Origin of the sequence: Pseudoalteromonas sp. P1-30, assembly GCF_001400005.1 — a bacterium.
Classification (GTDB): Bacteria; Pseudomonadota; Gammaproteobacteria; order Enterobacterales; family Alteromonadaceae; genus Pseudoalteromonas; species Pseudoalteromonas atlantica.
Map to the genome: position 1 here is coordinate 548317 of NZ_LKBC01000002.1, position 20521 is coordinate 568837.

General features: G+C 40.8%; 20 protein-coding genes. 15 read left to right on the plus strand and 5 right to left on the minus strand.

The features are described 5' to 3' along the window. Positions 1-12 precede the first annotated feature (12 nt). The 11 genes from AN395_RS05940 (at position 13) to AN395_RS05990 (ending at position 11447) form a co-directional block, all read left to right on the plus strand. Positions 13-1752, plus strand: coding sequence for a bifunctional protein-serine/threonine kinase/phosphatase (locus tag AN395_RS05940; RefSeq protein ID WP_054982377.1), 1740 nt, complete (start codon positions 13-15; stop codon positions 1750-1752). Between the two features lie 9 nt (positions 1753-1761). Beyond that, positions 1762-2955 carry an alginate export family protein gene (locus AN395_RS05945; RefSeq protein ID WP_054982378.1) on the plus strand — a complete coding sequence of 398 codons (1194 nt, stop codon included), beginning with the start codon at positions 1762-1764 and terminating at the stop codon, positions 2953-2955. A gap of 228 nt (positions 2956-3183) precedes the next feature. Beyond that, positions 3184-4710: an FAD-dependent oxidoreductase gene (locus AN395_RS05950; RefSeq protein ID WP_054982379.1), complete on the plus strand. Its 1527-nt coding sequence runs from the start codon at positions 3184-3186 to the stop codon at positions 4708-4710. 21 nt (positions 4711-4731) lie between these two features. Then, on the plus strand, positions 4732-7422 hold the full coding sequence (locus tag AN395_RS05955; RefSeq protein ID WP_054982380.1) for a nitrate reductase: 2691 nt from the start codon (positions 4732-4734) through the stop codon (positions 7420-7422). A gap of 16 nt (positions 7423-7438) precedes the next feature. Beyond that, entirely contained in the window at positions 7439-8410 is a 972-nt protein-coding gene (moaA, locus tag AN395_RS05960) for a GTP 3',8-cyclase MoaA (protein WP_054982381.1), read from the plus strand. A 1-nt stretch (position 8411) separates the two neighbouring features. Next, complete coding sequence (locus tag AN395_RS05965) at positions 8412-9038, plus strand: molybdenum cofactor guanylyltransferase (protein WP_054982382.1); 627 nt, start codon at positions 8412-8414, stop codon at positions 9036-9038. Then, positions 9035-9574 (plus strand): molybdenum cofactor biosynthesis protein B, encoded by a 540-nt coding sequence (gene moaB, locus AN395_RS05970; RefSeq protein WP_004587753.1) that lies wholly within the window; start codon positions 9035-9037, stop codon positions 9572-9574. The genes AN395_RS05965 and moaB overlap by 4 nt, the downstream gene beginning before the upstream one ends. 1 nt (position 9575) lies before the next feature. Then, positions 9576-10046, plus strand: a complete 471-nt coding sequence (gene moaC, locus AN395_RS05975; protein ID WP_004587754.1) for a cyclic pyranopterin monophosphate synthase MoaC — start codon at positions 9576-9578, stop codon at positions 10044-10046. Beyond that, positions 10024-10323 (plus strand): MoaD/ThiS family protein, encoded by a 300-nt coding sequence (locus tag AN395_RS05980; protein ID WP_054982383.1) that lies wholly within the window; start codon positions 10024-10026, stop codon positions 10321-10323. Before moaC ends, AN395_RS05980 begins: the two co-directional genes overlap by 23 nt. After that, positions 10323-10802, plus strand: a complete 480-nt coding sequence (gene moaE, locus AN395_RS05985; protein ID WP_054982384.1) for a molybdopterin synthase catalytic subunit MoaE — start codon at positions 10323-10325, stop codon at positions 10800-10802. The genes AN395_RS05980 and moaE overlap by 1 nt, the downstream gene beginning before the upstream one ends. Beyond that, positions 10803-11447: an MOSC domain-containing protein gene (locus AN395_RS05990; RefSeq protein ID WP_054982385.1), complete on the plus strand. Its 645-nt coding sequence runs from the start codon at positions 10803-10805 to the stop codon at positions 11445-11447. 57 nt (positions 11448-11504) lie between these two features. On the opposite strand, the gene AN395_RS05995 is transcribed toward AN395_RS05990, so the two are convergent. Further along, positions 11505-12161, minus strand: a complete 657-nt coding sequence (locus tag AN395_RS05995; protein WP_054982386.1) for a bifunctional 4-hydroxy-2-oxoglutarate aldolase/2-dehydro-3-deoxy-phosphogluconate aldolase — start codon at positions 12159-12161, stop codon at positions 11505-11507. Between the two features lie 259 nt (positions 12162-12420). Continuing rightward, on the minus strand, positions 12421-14442 hold the full coding sequence (metG, locus tag AN395_RS06000; protein ID WP_054982672.1) for a methionine--tRNA ligase: 2022 nt from the start codon (positions 14440-14442) through the stop codon (positions 12421-12423). A 187-nt stretch (positions 14443-14629) separates the two neighbouring features. On the opposite strand from metG, the gene apbC reads away from it, so the two are divergent. Together apbC and dcd are read left to right on the plus strand one after the other, a co-directional pair. Continuing rightward, a complete protein-coding gene (gene apbC, locus AN395_RS06005; protein WP_054982387.1) occupies positions 14630-15706 on the plus strand; it encodes an iron-sulfur cluster carrier protein ApbC in 1077 nt (358 codons plus the stop codon). A 6-nt stretch (positions 15707-15712) separates the two neighbouring features. Further along, a complete protein-coding gene (gene dcd, locus AN395_RS06010; protein ID WP_004587761.1) occupies positions 15713-16300 on the plus strand; it encodes a dCTP deaminase in 588 nt (195 codons plus the stop codon). Positions 16301-16392: 92 nt separating this feature from the next. Here dcd and AN395_RS06015 read toward each other — a convergent pair whose 3' ends face one another. The 3 genes from AN395_RS06015 to AN395_RS06025 all read right to left on the minus strand — a co-directional run bounded on the left by AN395_RS06015 (position 16393) and on the right by AN395_RS06025 (position 18546). Next, the gene (locus AN395_RS06015; RefSeq protein ID WP_054982388.1) at positions 16393-17052 is read right to left on the minus strand and encodes a type IV pili methyl-accepting chemotaxis transducer N-terminal domain-containing protein; all 660 of its coding nucleotides are present in this window, start codon (positions 17050-17052) and stop codon (positions 16393-16395) included. A gap of 98 nt (positions 17053-17150) precedes the next feature. Beyond that, entirely contained in the window at positions 17151-17933 is a 783-nt protein-coding gene (locus AN395_RS06020) for a CLCA_X family protein (protein ID WP_054982389.1), read from the minus strand. A 16-nt stretch (positions 17934-17949) separates the two neighbouring features. Further along, a complete protein-coding gene (locus tag AN395_RS06025) occupies positions 17950-18546 on the minus strand; it encodes a tRNA-uridine aminocarboxypropyltransferase (protein ID WP_054982390.1) in 597 nt (198 codons plus the stop codon). A gap of 137 nt (positions 18547-18683) precedes the next feature. Here AN395_RS06025 and AN395_RS06030 point away from each other — a divergent pair, with 137 nt between their 5' ends. Further along, the gene (locus tag AN395_RS06030) at positions 18684-19028 is read left to right on the plus strand and encodes an Hpt domain-containing protein (protein WP_004587765.1); all 345 of its coding nucleotides are present in this window, start codon (positions 18684-18686) and stop codon (positions 19026-19028) included. Positions 19029-19291: 263 nt separating this feature from the next. Then, the gene (locus tag AN395_RS06035; RefSeq protein ID WP_054982391.1) at positions 19292-20509 is read left to right on the plus strand and encodes a pyridoxal phosphate-dependent aminotransferase; all 1218 of its coding nucleotides are present in this window, start codon (positions 19292-19294) and stop codon (positions 20507-20509) included. Positions 20510-20521: the final 12 nt, after the last annotated feature.

Sequence of the window (20521 nt, forward strand, 5' to 3'; positions counted from 1 at the left end):
GCAGCGTTAACCATGTTTGATGAAACCCAACACGCTCAAGTTCGTAATAATACGCTAGATGTTTCTTTTGGTGGGCACAGTGCCGCGGGCATAAAAGATGAAAATCAAGATGCGTTTGCTGCTTTAAATACTGAGCACGAACAACAAGAAACAAAAGGCGCTATTGCGTGCTTAGCAGATGGGTGTTCATCGGCTAAAAATGCCAAACAAGCATCGCAGCTCAGTGTTACTCATTTTATAAATGAGTATTTAAATACACCCGACAGTTGGGCGGTCAAAAAATCGGTTTCTAAGGTTTTAGCTAGCTTAAATCAGTGGTTATATTCGCAATCAGTCAACTATAACCACTTAGGGCAACGCCAAGCAGATTGGATGACCACCTTTACGGCGCTTATATTAAAATCAGCTACGGGGTATATATTTCATTTAGGGGATACTCGCATTACGCGTTTACGCGATAATCAAATGGAAGCGATAACGCGGGATCATAAAGTAAATGATACGCTCACTCGTGCTTTAGGCGCGCAGTCACATCAAGAAATTGATGTTTACGAAGTTGACCTAAAAGCCGGCGATATTTACATACTGACTTGCGATGGTGTGCATGATGTATTGCCCTATAGTGAAATTGCCAACGAAATAAACGCCCATAACAACTTAGAGCAGGCAGCAAGTGCCATTACCTCACGCGCTATAGCACAAGGCAGTGATGATAATGTGAGTTGTTTATTAGTGAAGGTAAATAGCATTGCACAGCAAAATCTAGATGAGCTTTATCAATCGTTAACGCAGCGAAAAATACCACCCGCATTAGAGGTTGGCCAAATAATTGATGGATATACGGTTATTCGTAAAATCAACGAAAGCAGCCGATCGCACATTTATTTGGTACAACTAGCACCTGATGCACCCCCCGTTGTATTAAAGGCACCCTCGGTTAATTTTGAAGACGATATACACTACCTTCAAGGCTTTATACGCGAAGGGTGGGTAGGGCAACGTATTAATCATCCTAATGTAATGAAGGTTTTAAATACGCAATCGCAAAGCCGATTTTTATATCATATTTGCGAGTACATGGACGGACAAACCCTCAGTGACTATAAGCACGACGTCCCTTATTTAGAAATAGCTCAAGTGCGCAGTATTGTAGAGCAAATAGTGCATGCGCTAAGGGCTTTTCAGCGATTAGATATGGTACATCGTGATTTAAAACTCGATAACGTGATGATAGATGCTCACGGTAAAGTTACGTTAATTGATTACGGTACTGTAAGTGTTGCGGCTATGGATGAGTCGGTTAAGCAAATAGCCGATGACTGCCCGCAAGGGACTATAGATTATACGGCTCCTGAAACACTTATTTCGCTGCACGCCGATTTTAAAAGCGATATGTTTTCGCTTGGGGTGATTGCTTATGAGTTATTGTGCTCGAAGCTGCCTTATAAAACATTACCGGCAAGTCATACCCCTATTGATTACAGCCACTGGCAATACACAAGTATTCGCAAGTACCGAGCCGATATACCCTTTTGGTTAGATCAGGCTTTAATGAAAGCACTTGCGCCAAAACCAGAGCTCAGATACCACGCATTTTCTGAGTTTTTAACAGATATTAGTAAACCTAATCCACATTTACAGAGCTCAGCCAACAAAATTTCAATAATGAAACGCGATCCAGTATTACTCTGGAAGAGCATTTCGCTGTGTTTATTTATCATTTTATTGTGCGTGCTCATAATTAAAAACTAAGAGACCAACATGTTAAATTATAAAAATAACTTACCTATTATTTTAATGATAGGGTGCATTGCTGCGCCTTCTATTAGTGTTGCAGCGCAAACCGACCTTAATTTTAGGCTGCGTTATGAAAGTGCAGAGCAAGATAACGCACTAAAAGATGCCAGTAGCTTAACGCTGCGTACTCGCCTTACTCATAAAACGGATGAAATGAATGGCTTTTCTGCTTTATTAGAGGTCGAAGATAGCCGAAGCCTATTAGGTGTAGACGATTACAATAATACGCTGGGTAAAAATACTAATTACTCAGTAATAGCCGACCCTGAAACCACAGAGGTAGATCAGGCTTTTGTTAAGTACGCAAAAGATGCTTTATCAATTAAAGTAGGTAGGCAAGTAATAGCGCTTGATGGACAGCGCTTTGTAGGCCACGTTGGCTTTAGGCAAGACAGGCAAACCTTTGATGCTGCAACAGTAAATTACACCTTTAATGATATTAACTTGCACTATAGCTACATAAGTAAGCGCAACCGTATATTTGCCGATAGCAAAGATATTGATGCATCCGATCATCTTATCAATGCAAGCTTTAAAACAAGCTTAGGTAAGGTGGTTTTATACAGCTATTTATTAAGTGACGACGCAATAGATAATGACAGTTTAGATATTTATGGCGTTTCTTTTAATGGTAATAAAACGCTCAGCGATATTAAATTTTACTATAAAGCACAGTACGCCACGCAATCAGCATCAACGAGCATGAGTGATTTTGACGCTGATTACTATGCATTTGAAGGGGGGATAGATTTAGGCGGTTTAGGCATTGAAACCGTTATATTAAAAGCTGGTATTGAGTCACTGGGTTCTGATAACGGCGATTATGGTTTTGCCACGCCGCTTGCCACAATGCATAAATTTAATGGCTGGGCCGATACGTTTTTAGCAACCCCAGCACAAGGGCTTGATGACACTTATGTAAGTTTAAATGGTAAAGCTTACGGCGGTAAATGGCTGTTGGCGTATCACAGCTTTGATGCCAACGATAGCGCCAATGGCGTTGATGATTTAGGCACAGAGCTAAACGTACAATACGTAAAGCCTATTAATACAACCTATGCGGTAGGCGCAAAATATGCCGATTATTCAGCAGGTGATAGCGCTGCAGGCAAAGTCGATACCCAAAAACTGTGGGTATGGGTAAGCGCTAAATTTTAAGTATTTAACCTAAACCCTCGTTATTTAATTTAAAGCGTTACAAGTTGGTGCAATAGCGCCAGCTTGTGGTGCTTTCACTTCTTTTTTACTGCATTAACTTAGTTAAGCTATTGAAATATATTCATTATATATCTGGCTTGCATATTGCTATAACCAACACATAATAAATTATACATTTAAAGTACCCATCTAAAGTTAAGTGTATTTTAAATCAAACAGGTGATTTTAATGCCAAGCAAGCAGCGTGTTGTAGTTGTCGGAAATGGAATGGTTGGCCATCATTTTGTACAACAGCTAGTATCACAACAAGGTGATACTCAAAATATGGAGATTACCGTACTCAGCGGTGAAGACCGACTCGCTTATGACCGCGTACAGCTTTCGTCTTTTTTTAAAGGCAAAACCGAAGATGATTTAGCGCTTACCTGCAGTAAAACCTATCAAGATTGGCAAGTGTGCTTTCATACTCATTCTAAAGTGGTTGATATAAACCGCGATGCAAAAACAGTCACTACTGCAAAAGGCAAAACATTTGAATACGACAAGTTAATATTGGCTACCGGTTCATTTGCATTTGTACCACCCATTCCAGGTAAAGATCGCGAGCATTGCCTAGTTTACAGGACCATTAACGATTTACACGCCATAAAAAAATCTGCACATGCCAGCAAAGTGGGCGTAGTAATTGGCGGCGGTTTATTAGGGCTTGAAGCAGCCAACGCGTTAAAGCAGCTTGGCTTGCAAACCCATGTAATAGAATTTGCACCACAACTTATGGGCGTACAAATAGATGGTGCTGGTGGTCGATTGCTTAAAAATAAAATTACCGAGCTGGGCGTTACAGTGCATACATCAGTGGCGACAGAGCAAATTATAGAGGGTGAAAACAGCCGTTATAAAATGTGCTTTAAAGGGGGGCAAACCCTAGAAACAGACATGATTGTATTTTCGGCCGGTATTCGCCCATACGATAACCTAGCTCGTGAGTTTAATTTAGAAATAGGTGAGCGCGGCGGCATCGTAATAAACAACCATTGCCAAACGAGTGATAAAAACATATACGCCATAGGCGAATGCGCCCTTTGGAATAACTTTATTTTTGGCCTTGTAGCACCCGGCTACGCTATGGCAAAAGTAGCGGCGGGGCATGTTTTAAAGCAGCTTTCTTCAAGTACAGCTTCAAACACACCTTTAAGCAACTATTCAAACAATACTGATGAATTTAGCGGTGCCGATATGAGCACTAAGCTTAAATTAATGGGTGTTGAAGTAGGCTCAATTGGTGATGCTCATGCACGCAGTGAAGGCGCAATTAGCTATTACTTTGAAGATCAACTAAGCGGTATTTACAAAAAAGTAGTCACTAATGAGCAAGGCAATAAGCTCATAGGTGCTGTACTGGTTGGCGATACGAGTGATTACGATAACTTATTGCAGTATCACTTAAATGGCATTGAGCTTAGTGTGCCCGCAGAGTCATTAATAATACCGCTTGCAGGTGACGCGGGCGAGCTAAACGCTGATGATTTGCCACGTGATGCCATTATTTGTGCGTGCCACAAAGTGACAAAACACACTATTGAACAAGCGGTTATACAAGGTTGTAGCGATTTAAACAAAGTGCAGCAAGCCACTAAAGCAAGTACGGGTTGTGGAGGCTGCGAAAAACTAGTGCAAAGCGTTATTAGCAGTGCACTTAGTAATAAAATAGCCACGCTAACCTCAGTAGATGAGCCAGTATCACAGAGCGCTTAACACAAATAATAAGAGAGCAGTATGGAAACATTAAACACATGTTCAAACACACCTTTGCTTAAACAAACCACCTGCGCTTATTGCGGTGTAGGCTGTGGGGTTGATATTTCATTATTAAATAATACCCCAACAAAACTTGAAGGCACGCGCGAGCACCCCGCTAATTTTGGCCGTTTATGTGTTAAAGGCACGCACTTGCTTGACACCATCGGCACTGATAATCGCTTAACATCGCCTCTTATTGATAACGAACCCGCCAGCTGGGATACGGCAACTGATTACGTTGCCAACAAATTTAACGCCATTATTAAAGAGCATGGACCGGAGTCGGTTGCGTTTTATGTATCGGGGCAGTTACTGACTGAAGATTACTACGTTGCCAATAAATTAATGAAAGGCTACATAGGCTCAGGCAATATAGATACAAACTCAAGGCTGTGTATGTCATCGGCGGTTGCCGGTTATAAACGTGCGTTTGGTGAGGACGTTGTGCCATGTAGCTACGACGATTTAGAGCAAACGGAGCTACTTATTTTAATTGGCTCAAATGCGGCGTGGACTCACCCGGTGCTTTACCAGCGTATGGAGCGCGCAAAAAAGCTTAATCCAAACATGAAAGTAGTGGTTATCGACCCGCGAAAAACCGATACAGCCGAACTTGCCGATACCTTTTTAAATATAAAACCAGGCAGCGACGGCGCACTTTATAACGGCTTACTTACTTATTTAAGTGAACATAACTATTTAGATACGCAATTTATAAACGCGCATACAAACGGCTTTGAAATAGCGCTTGCAGAGGCTAAAAAGTGGAGTGTTAAAGCGGTCAGTGATTTTTGTGATATTGACGCGCAGCTAGTCAGTGACTTTTACGCCTTATTTGCAAAAAGCCCAACCGCTATTAGCTTTTATTCAATGGGTATTAACCAATCAAGCTCAGGGGTTGATAAGTGTAATGCCATTATAAATGCGCATTTAGCATCGGGTAAATTGTTAAAACCTGGATGTGGCCCGTTTTCTATAACTGGGCAGCCTAATGCTATGGGCGGGCGTGAAGTAGGGGGCTTGGCAAATCAATTAGCAGCGCATTTAGACATTGAAAACGACGCGCACCAACAGTTAGTGCAGCGTTTTTGGCAATCGCCAACAATAGCTAAAAAAGCAGGGTGTAATGCGATTGATATGTTTGATGAAATCGCCAAAGGGAAAATAAAAGCTATTTGGGTAATGGCAACCAACCCGATGGTAAGCCTACCTAATAACGCAGCAATACAAAATGCACTTGAGCAATGTGAGCTGGTGGTTGTGTCTGACTGTATTGCCAAAAGTGATACGCTAAAATTTGCTGATGTGGCGTTCCCATCAACCGGATGGGGCGAAAAAAACGGCACAGTGACTAATTCAGAACGCAGAATATCGAGGCAGCGCCCGCTAGTTGAGTCATTTTCGGGGGCTAAAAACGATTGGCAAATAATGTGTTTAGTTGCCCAAAAAATGGGTTTTGAAGGATTTGACTTTACAGACCCCAGTGGCATTTTTGAAGAATGGGCACAGCTGACTGATTTTGAAAATAACGGTGATAGGCTATTAAATTTATCAGCTTTAGTGGGGCTTTCGCAGCAGCAATACGATAACTTAAAACCGGTTATGTGGCCGGTACTAAAAAATGAGCCATATAAAAATGGGCAGGTTTTTGTTAATAAACAATTTAGCACCGCAGATAAAAAAGCCCGCTTTATACCTATAACGCCCAAACTTCCTGTGCAGCAAACATCAAGCGATTACCCTTTTGTAATGAACTCAGGGCGAATACGCGACCAATGGCATACAATGAGCCGCACCGGAAAAAGTACAGCGCTTTCTACTCATATAACCCGCCCATACATTGAAATAAACCCCATTGATGCCAGCAGACTAAATATAAAAGCAAACGATTTAATAACTGCCAATGCTAAAACTGGGCAGGTTACAGCTCATGCAAAAATAACGGATGCCGTGCGTAAAGGTGAGTGTTTTATGCCTATTCACTGGAACAAGCAATTTGCCTCATCCGCTACGGTAAGTGGGCTTTATCAATCGGTTGTAGACCCTATTTCGGGCCAGGCTGAGTGTAAGCATGGTGCTGTTGATTTAGTTAAAGCGCAATTTGCTCAGTATATGCAAGTTTTTAGCAAAACAGAGCTTAAAATAACCAGTGATTTTTGGCTTAAAGTTAACGCAAGTAATTGTGTTAACTACCAGTTAGCGCTCAATGAGCCGCAAGATGACTTACTTTATTATTGCCAAACACTGACAGGGTTACAAGGGCAGTGGTCGGCAATGGGCAGTGCAAAAGCAATGCATGTTCAATGTATTCAAAACGAGCAGTTAGTGTTTGTTGCAGTTATTTCGCCAGCTCAAAAAGACATATCACTTGAGTGGATAAATCATTTATTTGCAGAGCCTTTAATAACCTTTAGCCAATTACAGTCATTGTTGTATGCCACGCCTGATGAAGAATTTACTCAAGGCGCACAAGTATGTAGTTGCTTTAAAGTACGTGAACAACCCATTATAAACGCCATTAAAAGTGGTGAAAATACAGTAGAACAATTGGGGTCTAAACTAAAATGCGGCACTAACTGTGGGTCGTGTAAAACCCAGTTAAGCCAATTAATAAAGCAGCATACTACGCAAAACGCTAACAGTATTAATGTTGCAGTTGAAATGTAAATAAACAAGGAAGCATATGCTTAATGATCAATTTGGTCGGCAGTTTAACTATTTGCGCCTCTCAATTACCGATGTGTGTAATTTTAGTTGCACCTATTGTTTACCAAACGGGTATCAGTGCGATACCCCGCGTAACTTTTTAAATAAAAGCGAAATAAACACCTTAGTAAATGCGTTTGCGCAATTAGGCACAAAAAAAGTGCGCATTACAGGCGGTGAGCCGTGTTTACGCAGTGATGTAACCGACATTATAAAGCAATGTAAAAATACTCCAGGCATAGAAAAAGTCGCCATAACAACGAATGGTTTTAACTTATTTAATAAAATTGATGAGTTTTACAGCGCTGGCCTAGATGCCCTAAACATTAGTATAGATAGCTTAAACCCGAGTATGTTTAAATTAATTACAGGACACGACAAGCTAACCCATATTTTAAAAGGGATAGACCGGGCAATTGAGCTGGGTATAAAAGATATAAAAATAAATGCAGTGCTGGCTAAGCAGTTTAATAAAAACCAATTGAAGGATTTTTTAGACTGGGTAAAACATAAAAAAGTAACGGTACGCTTTATCGAATTAATGGAAACAGGTAATGGAGCCACCTTTTTTGAACAAAACCATTTAAGCGGGAAAAGTGTTAAAACGGAGCTTTTAGCACAAGGTTGGTTACAGGTAGTAAGAGGTAAATTAAACGGCCCTGCAGAGGAGTTTTGTCATCCCGATTTTAAGGGGCGCATTGGCTTAATTATGCCCTACAGTAAAGATTTTTGTAAAAGCTGTAACCGATTAAGAGTATCGTCATTAGGCAAATTACATTTGTGCTTGTTTGCCGAGCAAGGTATAGACTTACGCCCGCATTTAAATGCGCAAGATATGCCAGCCACTGTAAACGCGATTCAAGCGGCAATGGGCAATAAAACCATTAGCCATGAGCTTGATAAGCGCTTAACGGGCGCCACAACCCATTTAGCTATGTTGGGCGGCTAAAATGAGCAATAAAGCCGTGTTTACAGGGGTTGTACTCGCTGGTGGGCAATCATCCAGAATGGGCAGCGATAAAGCTAACCTCATTTTAAAAAATAAAACATTACTGCAAAATGCATGTGAATTATTAACAGCAGCAGGAGCAAGTGATGTACTTATAAGCCGTAATGTACAAAGTGCTACTGCGCAATACATTGCAGATATATACCCAGGTTCTGGCCCACTTGGCGGGATTTATTCAACTTTAATGGCGACAGAGCAAGATATACTTATCACCGCTGTTGATATGCCGTTGCTTACTTGCACGTTATTATCGCAAATTGTATCTGCAGCAAGCGATAATCCCCACTTTCAAACAAATCAGCCACAAATACATGCGTGGCACTTTGAAAATGAACCGCTACCCCTGTATATTCGTAACACCCAAAGCGTTAAACGTCATTTAAAACAATTACTCATAAACGTAAATAGTCATAAATCAATTAAACAGTTTACCCGTAGTATTGGGGTGCAAACGTTAAAATGTAATAAAGCGCATGCACTTGTTAATACCAACACGCCGGCGCAATTTAAAGCTGTTAACGAGCAATTTGACCAACACAAACCTAATTTATTGAGAAGAACCCTATGAGCCACACAACTGAGTCACAAATCGCATTAAACATTGCCGTAATGACAGTAAGCGATACACGCGATGAAATTACGGATACCTCAGGCCATTATTTAATTAAAGCCCTTACTGAAGCAGGCCATCACTTAGCGGATAAAGACATAGTTAAAGATGATGTTTACCAAATGCGAGCAGTTGCATCGCAGTGGATTGCCGATGACACCATTCACGCTATTTTAGTCACCGGGGGTACGGGTTTTACCGAGCGCGACTCAACACCAGAGGCATTTGCACCGTTGTTTGATAAAAGCGTAGATGGATTTGGAGAGCTATTTAGACATATTTCGTACGGCGAAATTGGTAACTCAACTATTCAATCACGTGCGTTGGCGGGCCTTGCCAATAACACCGTTATTTTTTGTATGCCTGGCTCTACAGGCGCATGTAAAACAGCCTGGACAGGTATTATAAAAGATCAGTTAGACTCAATGCACAAGCCATGTAACTTTGCACCGCATATTACTATTGGTAAAAAATGCGAATCGCGAGAGCAATAATATGCTGAGCCACGTAGACGAAAATGGCCAAGCAAATATGGTTGATGTATCGCTAAAAGAGGTTACTCTGCGCGATGCATCTGCCGAGGCCTACATTAAAATGAGCAAACAGGCTTTTGAGCAAGTGTTGCTTAATCAAAATAAAAAAGGTGACGTGCTAGGCGTAGCCCGAATTGCAGGTATTCAGGGCGCTAAAAAGTGCGCTGATTTAATTCCGCTTTGTCATCCGCTGGCACTGAGTAAAGTAGCCGTTGATTTTGAACTTGATGAAGCAAATAGCCAAATTAAAGTTACTAGCTACTGTAAATTGGCGGGCAAAACTGGCGTTGAAATGGAAGCACTCACCGCTGTATCTGTAGCGACCCTTACATTATTTGATATGTGTAAAGCCGCCGACCCGCTTATGGAAATACACGGTATGCGTGTAACGCAAAAAGCAGGAGGCAAGCATGGTAGCTGGCAGCGAGACTAATTTAAATGATATTGATGCAGCTGCAGGGCATGTAAACGTACTGTTTTTTGGCCAACTAAAAGAGCGCCTAAAGTGCGATAAGTTAACCGTTGAGATAGCGCATACCCTTAGCATTAAAGCGTTTAAAAACATGCTGGTTGAGCAAAACCCGCATTGGCAGTCATGGCTTGAAGAGCGTGATGTATTGTGTGCGCTTAATCAAACTATGTCATCAAGCGATGAGCTTGTAAAAGCAGGGGATGAACTTGCTTTTTTCCCACCAGTGACAGGTGGCTAATGAGTATAAGCATTAACGTACAAACGCAGGATTTTTCAGTAGGCGAGCAACATGACGCACTTTGCAGTAATAACAAAAGTGATGGTGCCGTAGTGACGTTTACAGGGCTGGTGCGAGAATTTAGCAGCGGCGATAACGTAATTGCCCTTGAGCTTGAACACTACCCAGGGATGACTGAGCAACTACTGCAATCGATAGCTGAGCAAGCCCAAACACGCTGGCAACTTGCCCGCATAAGTATTATTCATCGAGTAGGCTATTTAGCGCTTGGTGAGCAAATTGTATTTGTTGGCGTAACTAGCCGCCACCGCCAAGCCGCGTTTGAAGGCGGACAGTTTATTATGGATTACTTAAAAAACCACGCCACGTTTTGGAAAAAAGAGCATTTTAAAGACTCCTCAAACTGGGTTGAGTTTAAACAGAGCGACAAGCAAGCACTGGATAAATGGCAAAGTATCGAACAGGATGCAATTAAGTAAATGCATATAATCTCTACCAACATCTCTAAAATAAAAACGGTTGAGCATAACGGCAAAGCCATTAAAACCGGTATATTTAAAACACCAACCAATGAGCCAGTTGTTATTGAAAAGCAAAATATAATAGGTGATGAACAAGCTGATTTAGTCAATCACGGTGGTATTGATAAGGCGGTTTATGCGTTTTCGCACAATCATTATGATTATTGGAAGCGCACCCTAAAAAATGATGATTTAGCAGTTGGTGCCTTTGGCGAAAATTTCACAATTTCAGACCTTGATGAGCAAAATATTCATATAGGCGATCGTATTCGTATAGGTACTGCACTGCTTGAGGTAAGCCAGCCCCGTGTGCCGTGCTTTAAATTGGCTATTGCACTTAATAATAAACAAAGCCTAAAACTTTTCACTCAGTATTACCACACGGGTGTTTATTTTAGAGTGCTTGAGGAAGGTGTTGCTAAAACGGGCGATGCAGTGACTATTGAACATAAAGCTGAGCATAACATTTCGGTTAAAACGTTGTTTCAGGCCTTTTTTGATAAACAATACCCAGATTATGAAAGCGTATTATTAGCAGCACTTGAACTACCCGAGCTTGCACTTGAGTGGCAAACTAAAATCAAAAAGAAGTTGGGTAGTTAAAAGAGCGTTATTAAAGCTGTATTACCCTTAATAAAAGCTCACTTTTAGCTGTATTATTTAGTTTGTTAAGTGAGCAACCGCTGATATGTATTTGCACACCAATTTGCTTAATGTGCCGTATTGCTGTTTGTTATTTACCGGCTTACTAAAATCGCTACTTACCGCCACTGCGCATGCCCCCGCTGCAAACCAATGTGTTAGGTTGTCTAAATTAATGCCGCCTACGGGCATTAATGGCACATCAGAAAAAGGCCCCGTTAGCGCTTTAAAGTAATTAACCCCCATACTGCCTGCCGGAAAAACCTTAATAATATCGGCGTTATACTCTATTGCATTGGCAACATCGGTAGGGGTGAGTGCGCCCATTAATACAGGTAAACCATGGCGGTGGGCAAGCTCTACCACTGCTTGATTAGTATTTGGTGTAACTATAAATTGCGCACCGGCATCAATCGCTTGTTGCGCAAGGGCGGTGTTAATTATTGTGCCAGCGCCAATGAGTGTATTTTTATAAGCAGCGCGTGCTTTTGCTATTTCTTGCTCAAAGCCAGGTGTATTTGAGGTGATTTCTAGCGCGTTAATGCCTGCATTAACTAAGCAATTAATTAAAGGGGCTACATCGCTTTGTTGCTTTAAGCGAAGTATAGCAACTAACTTATGTTGCTTTATTTGGTTGCTTATTTTTATTCTGTTGGCATTTAAAATTTGGCTCATAATGTCACTTCACTTTATTTAATCCAGAGTCACACGTGTAACAGCAATCGGCAATAATACTTAATTATTTTGGGGCTAAACGCGTTACAAAGCTCTCACTTTGATCATTTTGAATAACTAAATAGCGAGTTTTTGTCTAGTTATCAACACGCTTTTGCACCCTCAAAATAGCACACTTAATTAAATGGATTGGTATAAACGTTTTTTTCTCATAAAAAAAAACCGCTGAAATATCAGCGGTTTTTTTATAAGTAATAAATTACATTACACGCATGCCTGGCTCTGAGCCATCGTCTGGGTTAAGAATGTAAATTTCTTTACCGCCAGGGCCTGCAGCTAATACCATACCCTCTGACATCCCAAAGCGCATTTTACGAGGTTTAAGGTTTGCAACCATTACAGTAAGTTTGCCTTCAATGTCTTCTGGTGCGTAAGCCGATTTAATACCAGCAAACACTTGGCGTGTTTCGCCGCCTAAATCCAGCGTAAGTTTAAGTAGCTTGTCGGCGCCTTCAACATGCTCTGCTTTAGCAATTTTAGCAACACGTAAGTCTACTTTTGCAAAGTCATCAAATTCAATTTCATCCGCAATTGGCTCTTTTGCCAGTGGGCTATTAGGGTCAATTGTTACTTTTGATTCTAGGCTTTCTTTTGATTCATCAACCATTTTGTTCACTTTATCCATTTCTACACGTTGCATGAGCGGCTTAAATTTATTGATAGGGTGGGCAACAAGTGCATTTTGAACGCCATCCCATGCTAAGTCGTCATTTAAAAAGGCTTCTACGTTTGCAGCCATACCTGGTAATACAGGTTTTAAATAGGTAATTAAAACACGGAACAAGTTAAGGCCAAGCGAGCACACTTCGTGCGCTTCTTGCTGTTTTGCTTCGTCTTTAATGAGTACCCATGGCGCTGCGGCATCAATAAATTGGTTTGCTTTATCGGCTAGGGCCATAATTTCACGAATCGCGCGGCTGTATTCACGGTTTTCATAGTGGGCAGTAATGCTCGGTGCAGCAGCTTGAAATTCTTCAAGTAATTCAGGCTGCATAATTGTGCTACTTAATTTACCGTCAAACTTTTTAGTAATAAAGCCTGCACAGCGGCTTGCTATGTTTACTACTTTACCTACTAGGTCTGAATTTACACGTTGTGCAAAGTCTTCTAGGTTTAAATCAAGGTCAATAATACCGCTGTTTAATTTAGCTGCGTAGTAATAACGTAAGTACTCTGGGTCTAGGTTATCAAGGTAAGTACGTGCTTTTATAAACGTACCCTTTGATTTAGACATTTTTTCGCCATTGACGGTTACAAAGCCATGTGCAAACACGTTAGTTGGCTTTCTAAAATTAGCGCCCTCTAGCATGGCTGGCCAAAATAAGCTGTGGAAGTAAATAATGTCTTTACCAATAAAGTGATAAAGTTCAGCATCAGACCCTTCAGCCCAAAATGCATCAAAGTCGAGGCCTTTTTCGTTACATAGGTTTTTAAAGCTTGCCATGTAGCCAATTGGCGCATCTAGCCATACGTAAAAGTATTTGCCCGGTGCATTTGGAATTTCAAAACCAAAGTAAGGCGCATCGCGGCTAATATCCCACTGTTGCAGGCCATCGGTAAACCACTCATCTAACTTATTCGCCATTTCTTGCTGAATAGAGCCAGAGTGTAGCCACTCTTTAAGCATGCCTTCAAATGCTGGCAGGTCAAAAAAGTAATGCTCTGAATCTTTTAAAATTGGCTCAGCACCTGACATTACTGAGCGCGGGTTTATTAATTCGGTTGGGCTGTAAGTTGCGCCACACGAGTCACAGCTATCGCCATTTTGGTTTTCAGACTTACACGTTGGGCAAGTGCCTGTTACAAAGCGATCTGGTAAAAATATGCCTTTTTCAGGGTCGAATAACTGTGAAATAGTGTGCTTTTTAATATGACCCGCATCATTAAGGCGGTTATAAATAAGCTCACTCAGCTCTTTATTTTCTGAGCTGTGGGTGCTGTGGTATTTATCAAACTTGATGTTAAAGTCGGCAAAGTCGCGCTGGCGTTCAATGCTTACATTTTTAACCATTTCTTCAGGCGTGATCCCTTGCTTTTGCGCATTAAGCATAATTGGCGTGCCGTGAGCATCGTCGGCGCAAACATAATAAGCTTCGTGGCCTTGTAGCTTTTGAAAACGTGACCAAATATCAGTTTGAATATATTCCAATAAATGGCCTAAGTGAGTAGGGCCATTTGCATAAGGTAATGCGCTGGTAATGAGGATCTTTCGCTGCGTCATAATCATTCCGAATTGAGGATAAACCACCATTTTTACTACAAAAAAGGCGGTTATCATTAATTTATCCATAAGCTTTGGACTAACGGTACGCGCAGCTTATGGATTTTTGTTAATTGACTGGTGTTAATGCCCTGAATGTTACATAATTCTGTGGCACTTTTCATCAAAGAAACGCTATTTAATTGCTATGTTTGGACTGTCGAAACTATTCTCCTCTAAATCGGTGCAAAAACAACCGATTATTACTGCCTTAGCGGCGTATCGAAGCGCGGCATTTGCCGTAGGTATTGATGAAAGTTTTATTGATACCATTTCGCAAAATGACGATAAATCAATACACATTAAAATAACGCTGCCATTTGCGGCTCAATCAGAAATGCCGTTAGTTGAGCAGCACGTAAGTGAAAGTATAAATACACCGGTTACCATAGACTCTGTGGTGAGTATAAAAGAGCCTGCAAAATTTAAAGCCATTAAACACATTGTGCTGATTGCCTCAGGTAAAGGGGGGGTAGGAAAATCAACGACCGCTGTTAATTTAGCCGGGGCGCTTAAAAGCGAAGGCGCTAAAGTAGGGATTTTAGATGCTGATATTTACGGGCCTTCTATTCCTATGCTTTTAGGGCTTGTGGGTGCAGAGCCACAAACCAAAGATAACAAACTACTACAGCCATTTGATGCCAACGGCATTAAAGCGCAATCAATCGGCTTTTTAGTGCCAAGTGATGACGCAACGGTATGGCGAGGGCCAATGGCATCGGGAGCGCTCAACCAATTATTAAACGAGACAGATTGGGGCGAACTTGATTACTTAATTGTTGATATGCCACCGGGTACGGGCGATATACAGCTAACAATGAGCCAAAAAGTGCCTGCCAGCGGCACTGTTATTGTGACGACACCGCAAGATTTAGCCCTTGCCGATGCGCAAAAAGGCATTGCAATGTTTAATAAAGTTAACGTACCTGTGCTTGGGCTTATAGAAAATATGAGTCACTACATTTGTAGCCACTGCGGTGAAGCCAACCATGTGTTTGGCAAAGATGGCGCAGAAAAACTTGCCCATAAACACGGCGTACCGGTGTTAAGCCATATTCCACTTGCCATAGATATTCGTGAATACTCAGAGCAAGGTAAATTAATCGCCAGCGATACCAGCGCGGCTATTAGCAACACATACAGCGCAGCGGCAAGACTGATTGCCAGCGCGCTTTTTTATCAGCAGCACCAACACAGTGTTGAGATAGTGATAACGCAGGACTAAGAAAAAATGAGACTCTCAGATACCCATATTAAAGAATATTTAAGCGATGGCCGCATAGTGATTGAACCTGCGCCGACTAACGAAATGATTTCGGGTGTGACAGCCGATTTGCGCTTAGGGAACAAATTTAGAACCTTTAACGCACATAACGCAGCGTACGTAGATTTAAGTGGCCCTAAAGATCAGTTAAATAAGGCTATGGAATCAATAATGAGTGAAGAGATTGAGCTTGCCGACGGCGAAGCTTTCTTTTTACACCCAGGTGAGCTGGCATTGGCCATTACCCATGAAAAAGTAACACTTCCTGCCGACATAGTAGGCTGGTTAGATGGTCGTTCATCACTTGCCCGCTTAGGTTTAATGGTGCATGTAACAGCACACAGAATCGACCCAGGTTGGAGTGGTAATATTGTTTTAGAATTTTACAATTCAGGTAAGTTGCCACTGGCGCTGCGCCCAATGATGAAAATTGGTGCTATGAGTTTTGAAATGCTCTCAGGCCCCTGCGAAAACCCTTATAACATTCGTAAAGACGCAAAATATAAAGATCAAAGTAGTGCGGTAGCAAGCCGCATTAGCGACGATAACCTATAACAATATAAAAATATTAAGCGTTTAAATAGCTTTTTTTGTTAGCTTAAACGCTTAATAATTTATACCAATATGCATTGTTGCTTAAACTGATATTAAATATGTTTTTTATTTCTAGCTTTATAAACGAGTAAAAACTCGACTAATATAGATAATAAAATAACTACAATTACAATGCCTTGAATAGTGTGTAGCCTTTTAACCCTGTCAACACTCTCTTTTTCGTACTGCATAACTACCGTATTAAACGCTTTTAAAAGCGGCTCTTTTGCTAAAGAAAAAAAGCTTTCTTGCGCTGTATCTAAATTAAGTGTTTGTGTTTTTAACTTTAGTACTTCTTCAACTCTATCTGAAAACATACTTAATTTTTTATCGACATTAACAGGCTCTTTAAAATACATTGCTAACAACTCGTTAGATAGCGGGCTTTCATCGCCTAATACTTGCGCCCCATAATGCTCACTTAATAAGTATTTATGATTATTTTTTAAAGAGTTCAAAGCATTAATGGCCAGTAATTTAGAATCCTGCGAACCATACATTAAGTACTCTAAAGTAAACATACTCACCCGTTGCGAAAGCATTCTTTGTTGACCACTTACATTTACGAGTTTTCCAGTATCGGTTTGCGCTTCAATGACTTCATCAAGCATAAAGTGAATACAGATAGATAAAATTGCAATTACAGTTAAGGGAATAATATAAACAAAAGAGATAGCGCCATGCTTTTTATTTGTAAAATCAGTATTTACCATTTAATTGCTACTTAATTTAAAATTATTAATGCTTTAGGATAGGATAGATTAAATATAAGATTTTTCACGTAATTAAAGTTTACAAGGTAGTTTGTGGCTTATTGAGATTTATGAAGTGCATAACCTAGTAGTTCAAAATACTTATTAAGGGCTTTATTTGCTTTATTAATATGCTCATTATCAGGGTAAATTAAATTACTGCTTTTTAAGCCACTGACTAAAAAGCTATTTTGAATAGTGCTGTGAGCATCTATACAGGCTTCAAAGCAGCGTGCTGCTAATTCCTCAGGCATACTCATGTAATTCATGTTGTGTGCTTGGTCGTGTTTTATGCACGTTTGTACAAATTCATTCGCATCTTCCCCATCAAAATCTAAAAACACGTTTTTGTAAAAATCGTTTAGCGCACTATTAAGTGGGTGAGATAAATTTGGCGTATTTGAAAGCCACAGCTTTGAGGCAAAACCAAAGCGAGGTTTTGCATTGAATAAATGCTCGCTTATATGATGATCAAACGCATGAAACCATTCGTGAGCCAATGCGCCACCGCCGGCGTTTTTTGCTAAAGCAAGGGTTTGTGAAGCTGCGTTATAATGCGCTTGTACGCCTTTTTGACCGCCATGCCCAAAGGCAAAATTTAGTTTGCCGCGCAGGCCAATGGCTTTGGGCGGTAAATGTAATATTTGAGCAAGGTCGGCTAGGGCATCGTAAATTAAGTTTGCACTAATAAAATGCTCTTCTTTGGTCACCCATTTTCCTACAACCATAGATCTAAAGCCAAAGGTGTCTCTAATATCACTAAAGTCAACTTGGTCGTCAAAGCGGTAGTCTGGCCCTTTACGAGTGAATCCGCGTTTTAATCTGTTTGGGTAATTACGCATTTACATTTAATGGTGGCTAATTTAAGTAACGTGCTTTTACGTGTTCGGGCATGTGTTGGGTTTGTTTTTGTATTAATTCATCTAATAAATTGTAAAGCGGAGCAGGGTTTAGCTGCTCTATTAACAACAAACTATGTGCAACGGCCTCAAGTGTAGAGAGACTGTCGGCTCTGGGAGCTTTCCTAATAGCGTAACGGTTTTGCGGTAACTGCTTAAAGCTCACTGTTTTAAATTTAGTGAGTAGCGGGGTCAGCTGCAAAATTTTATAGGCTTTTTTCCAGGTGCCATCAATCACGATTAAATGCGTAATGTTACTTAAGGCTGGCTTTGGTTTTGCATCATCTAAGTAGGTGGCGTGCTCATTAGGGTAGAGCAGTACCGTGGACTTAACAGGTAAAGAGTTGAGCATGGCAAAGTCGGTGTTATTTTCCCCTTTGATTATTTTGCAGTCAGTTAGGCTCAAATTAAGCAATTTTGCCGTGTTTTTCGCTATTTTTTCTTCACTGGGGTGTTGTAGAATAACCACGCTAACTTTATTTGTTAAACGTTTAATGGCCCCGCATATACAGGTAGAGGGCGTAAACAAACAGCGTTCACAAACTTGGCGAGTCATTAATTAAACTTTTTATTGCGAGTGTATTTTGATAATTATACATTTATAAAGTAATAAAGTTGGATTTTTTTACGCATAGATATACAGTAATACTATTAATTATAAAATGACACGGAATGTTTAGAAGGGCTTAAAATATGACAGAAGTACAAATAGATGAGGCTGCTTTAGAAAGTATGCAGTCGTTACTTGGTGAGCAGTTTAAAGATACACTTGAATTTTGCTGCAGTGAATTTGAGCGCCTTGGTAATGAAGTAATTGCAACCATTGGTAACGATAAAGAAGCGGCGATTCGTCATGCCCATAGTTTAAAGTCGAACGCGGCACAGTTTGGTGCCACGAGTTTATCTGATGTAGCCCGTGATATTGAGCTTAATCTCAATCAAGATAACTTAGCGCAAGCTGTTACGGCATCTACAGATTTATTGGCGCAAGTAAGTGGTTCGCAGGCCCAATTAAGAGCGTGGGTAGAGTCTAATTAACTTTATTTGTTAACGTGAATTTATTTCAGTATTAAGCAACTAATTACGCTGGCATTCTACGCCTTTACTAGGGTAGTCTTAGACTTTACTAGGGCGTGTTTGGCCTCTCGATAATAAATTTGATCACGCATTGCCCAAGGACCACCCTTGGGCTAGTAACACAATTTTACCGAGCCCATTAGGTTATAACCCTCGCATTGAACAAACCCACTCCTAGTTAATTATTTTTTTCCATAAAGCCAGTTCGCCCCAAAGAGGTAAAAATGTCAGATATTAAAAAGAGTCACAAATTAGAAGGTGTATGTTATGACATTCGTGGACCGGTTTTAGCGCAAGCCAAAAAAATGGAAGACGAAGGTCAAAAGGTACTAAAGCTTAATATTGGTAACCCTGCGGCGTTTGGCTTTGATATGCCAGAGGACATGCACCGCGATATTATTCGTAATTTGTATTCGGCCCAAGGCTACTGCGACTCTAAGGGGTTATATTCAGCCCGTGTAGCGGTTTATCAGCATTACCAGCAACGAGGTTTACATAACCTAGATGTAGATAATATTTATATTGGTAATGGGGTGAGCGAGCTTATCCAAATGATCACTCAAGCGTTATTAAATAACGATGATGAAGTGCTTATTCCTGCGCCTGATTACCCACTGTGGACCGCGTCAGTTAAATTAGCAGGCGGCAACCCTGTTCATTATTTATGTGATGAAGAGCAAGATTGGTTTCCGGATATTGCTGATATAAAAAGTAAAATTACGTCTAAAACAAAAGCGCTCGTACTAATTAACCCTAATAACCCAACCGGCGCGGTTTATAGTGACGATTTACTTTTAGAGTTAATTAATGTGGCGCGCGAGCATAAGCTGTTATTGCTTAGTGATGAAATTTACGAAAAGATTTTATACGATGGCATCACTCACACCTCAATTGGTGCGCTATGCGACGATGTGCCCATTATTACCTTTAATGGCTTAGCTAAAACCTACCGTGCGGCAGGTATTCGAATGGGCTGGATGGTACTAAGCGGGCGCACCTCAGCAATGGAAGATTTACGTAAAGGGCTAGATATTTTATCGTCCATGCGTTTGTGTGCCAATGTACCCGCCCAGTATGCGATACAACAAGCGCTAGGGGGCGTGCAATCAATAGATAGCTTAATCGACCCAGGCGGGCGATTATATATTCAGCGCGATATTGCTTGGCGTGGGCTTAATGCTATTGAAGGGATAAGCTGTAAAAAGCCAAAAGGGGCGCTTTACGCGTTTGCTAAAGTAGACACGGCTCATTTTAATGTCACTGATGATGAAAAAATGATGTTTGATTTACTAAAAGCAGAAAAAATATTATTAGTGCATGGGCGTGCATTTAATTGGCCAGAGCCTGATCACTTTAGGTTAGTGTTTTTACCTAACAAAGACGATTTATCGAGTGCGATGCTTAAAATGCAGCGCTTTTTTAAAGACTATCGCCAAGTTTAGTTAATCCCAACT

What these genes read in the sequence shown, in the direction of transcription:
- AN395_RS06035 (WP_054982391.1), top strand. Translation starts at nt 19,292, where the DNA reads ATGTCAGATATTAAAAAGAGTCACAAATTAGAAGGTGTATGTTATGAC.
- AN395_RS05950 (WP_054982379.1), top strand. Translation starts at nt 3,184, where the DNA reads ATGCCAAGCAAGCAGCGTGTTGTAGTTGTCGGAAATGGAATGGTTGGC.
- AN395_RS05990 (WP_054982385.1), top strand. Translation starts at nt 10,803, where the DNA reads ATGCATATAATCTCTACCAACATCTCTAAAATAAAAACGGTTGAGCAT.
- AN395_RS06020 (WP_054982389.1), bottom strand. Translation starts at nt 17,933, where the DNA reads ATGCGTAATTACCCAAACAGATTAAAACGCGGATTCACTCGTAAAGGG.
- AN395_RS05955 (WP_054982380.1), top strand. Translation starts at nt 4,732, where the DNA reads ATGGAAACATTAAACACATGTTCAAACACACCTTTGCTTAAACAAACC.
- dcd (WP_004587761.1), top strand. Translation starts at nt 15,713, where the DNA reads ATGAGACTCTCAGATACCCATATTAAAGAATATTTAAGCGATGGCCGC.
- apbC (WP_054982387.1), top strand. Translation starts at nt 14,630, where the DNA reads ATGTTTGGACTGTCGAAACTATTCTCCTCTAAATCGGTGCAAAAACAA.
- AN395_RS05980 (WP_054982383.1), top strand. Translation starts at nt 10,024, where the DNA reads ATGGTAGCTGGCAGCGAGACTAATTTAAATGATATTGATGCAGCTGCA.
- metG (WP_054982672.1), bottom strand. Translation starts at nt 14,442, where the DNA reads ATGACGCAGCGAAAGATCCTCATTACCAGCGCATTACCTTATGCAAAT.
- moaE (WP_054982384.1), top strand. Translation starts at nt 10,323, where the DNA reads ATGAGTATAAGCATTAACGTACAAACGCAGGATTTTTCAGTAGGCGAG.
- moaA (WP_054982381.1), top strand. Translation starts at nt 7,439, where the DNA reads ATGCTTAATGATCAATTTGGTCGGCAGTTTAACTATTTGCGCCTCTCA.
- AN395_RS06030 (WP_004587765.1), top strand. Translation starts at nt 18,684, where the DNA reads ATGACAGAAGTACAAATAGATGAGGCTGCTTTAGAAAGTATGCAGTCG.
- AN395_RS05945 (WP_054982378.1), top strand. Translation starts at nt 1,762, where the DNA reads ATGTTAAATTATAAAAATAACTTACCTATTATTTTAATGATAGGGTGC.
- AN395_RS05965 (WP_054982382.1), top strand. Translation starts at nt 8,412, where the DNA reads ATGAGCAATAAAGCCGTGTTTACAGGGGTTGTACTCGCTGGTGGGCAA.
- AN395_RS06015 (WP_054982388.1), bottom strand. Translation starts at nt 17,052, where the DNA reads ATGGTAAATACTGATTTTACAAATAAAAAGCATGGCGCTATCTCTTTT.
- AN395_RS05995 (WP_054982386.1), bottom strand. Translation starts at nt 12,161, where the DNA reads ATGAGCCAAATTTTAAATGCCAACAGAATAAAAATAAGCAACCAAATA.
- AN395_RS05940 (WP_054982377.1), top strand. Translation starts at nt 13, where the DNA reads ATGTTTGATGAAACCCAACACGCTCAAGTTCGTAATAATACGCTAGAT.
- moaB (WP_004587753.1), top strand. Translation starts at nt 9,035, where the DNA reads ATGAGCCACACAACTGAGTCACAAATCGCATTAAACATTGCCGTAATG.
- moaC (WP_004587754.1), top strand. Translation starts at nt 9,576, where the DNA reads ATGCTGAGCCACGTAGACGAAAATGGCCAAGCAAATATGGTTGATGTA.
- AN395_RS06025 (WP_054982390.1), bottom strand. Translation starts at nt 18,546, where the DNA reads ATGACTCGCCAAGTTTGTGAACGCTGTTTGTTTACGCCCTCTACCTGT.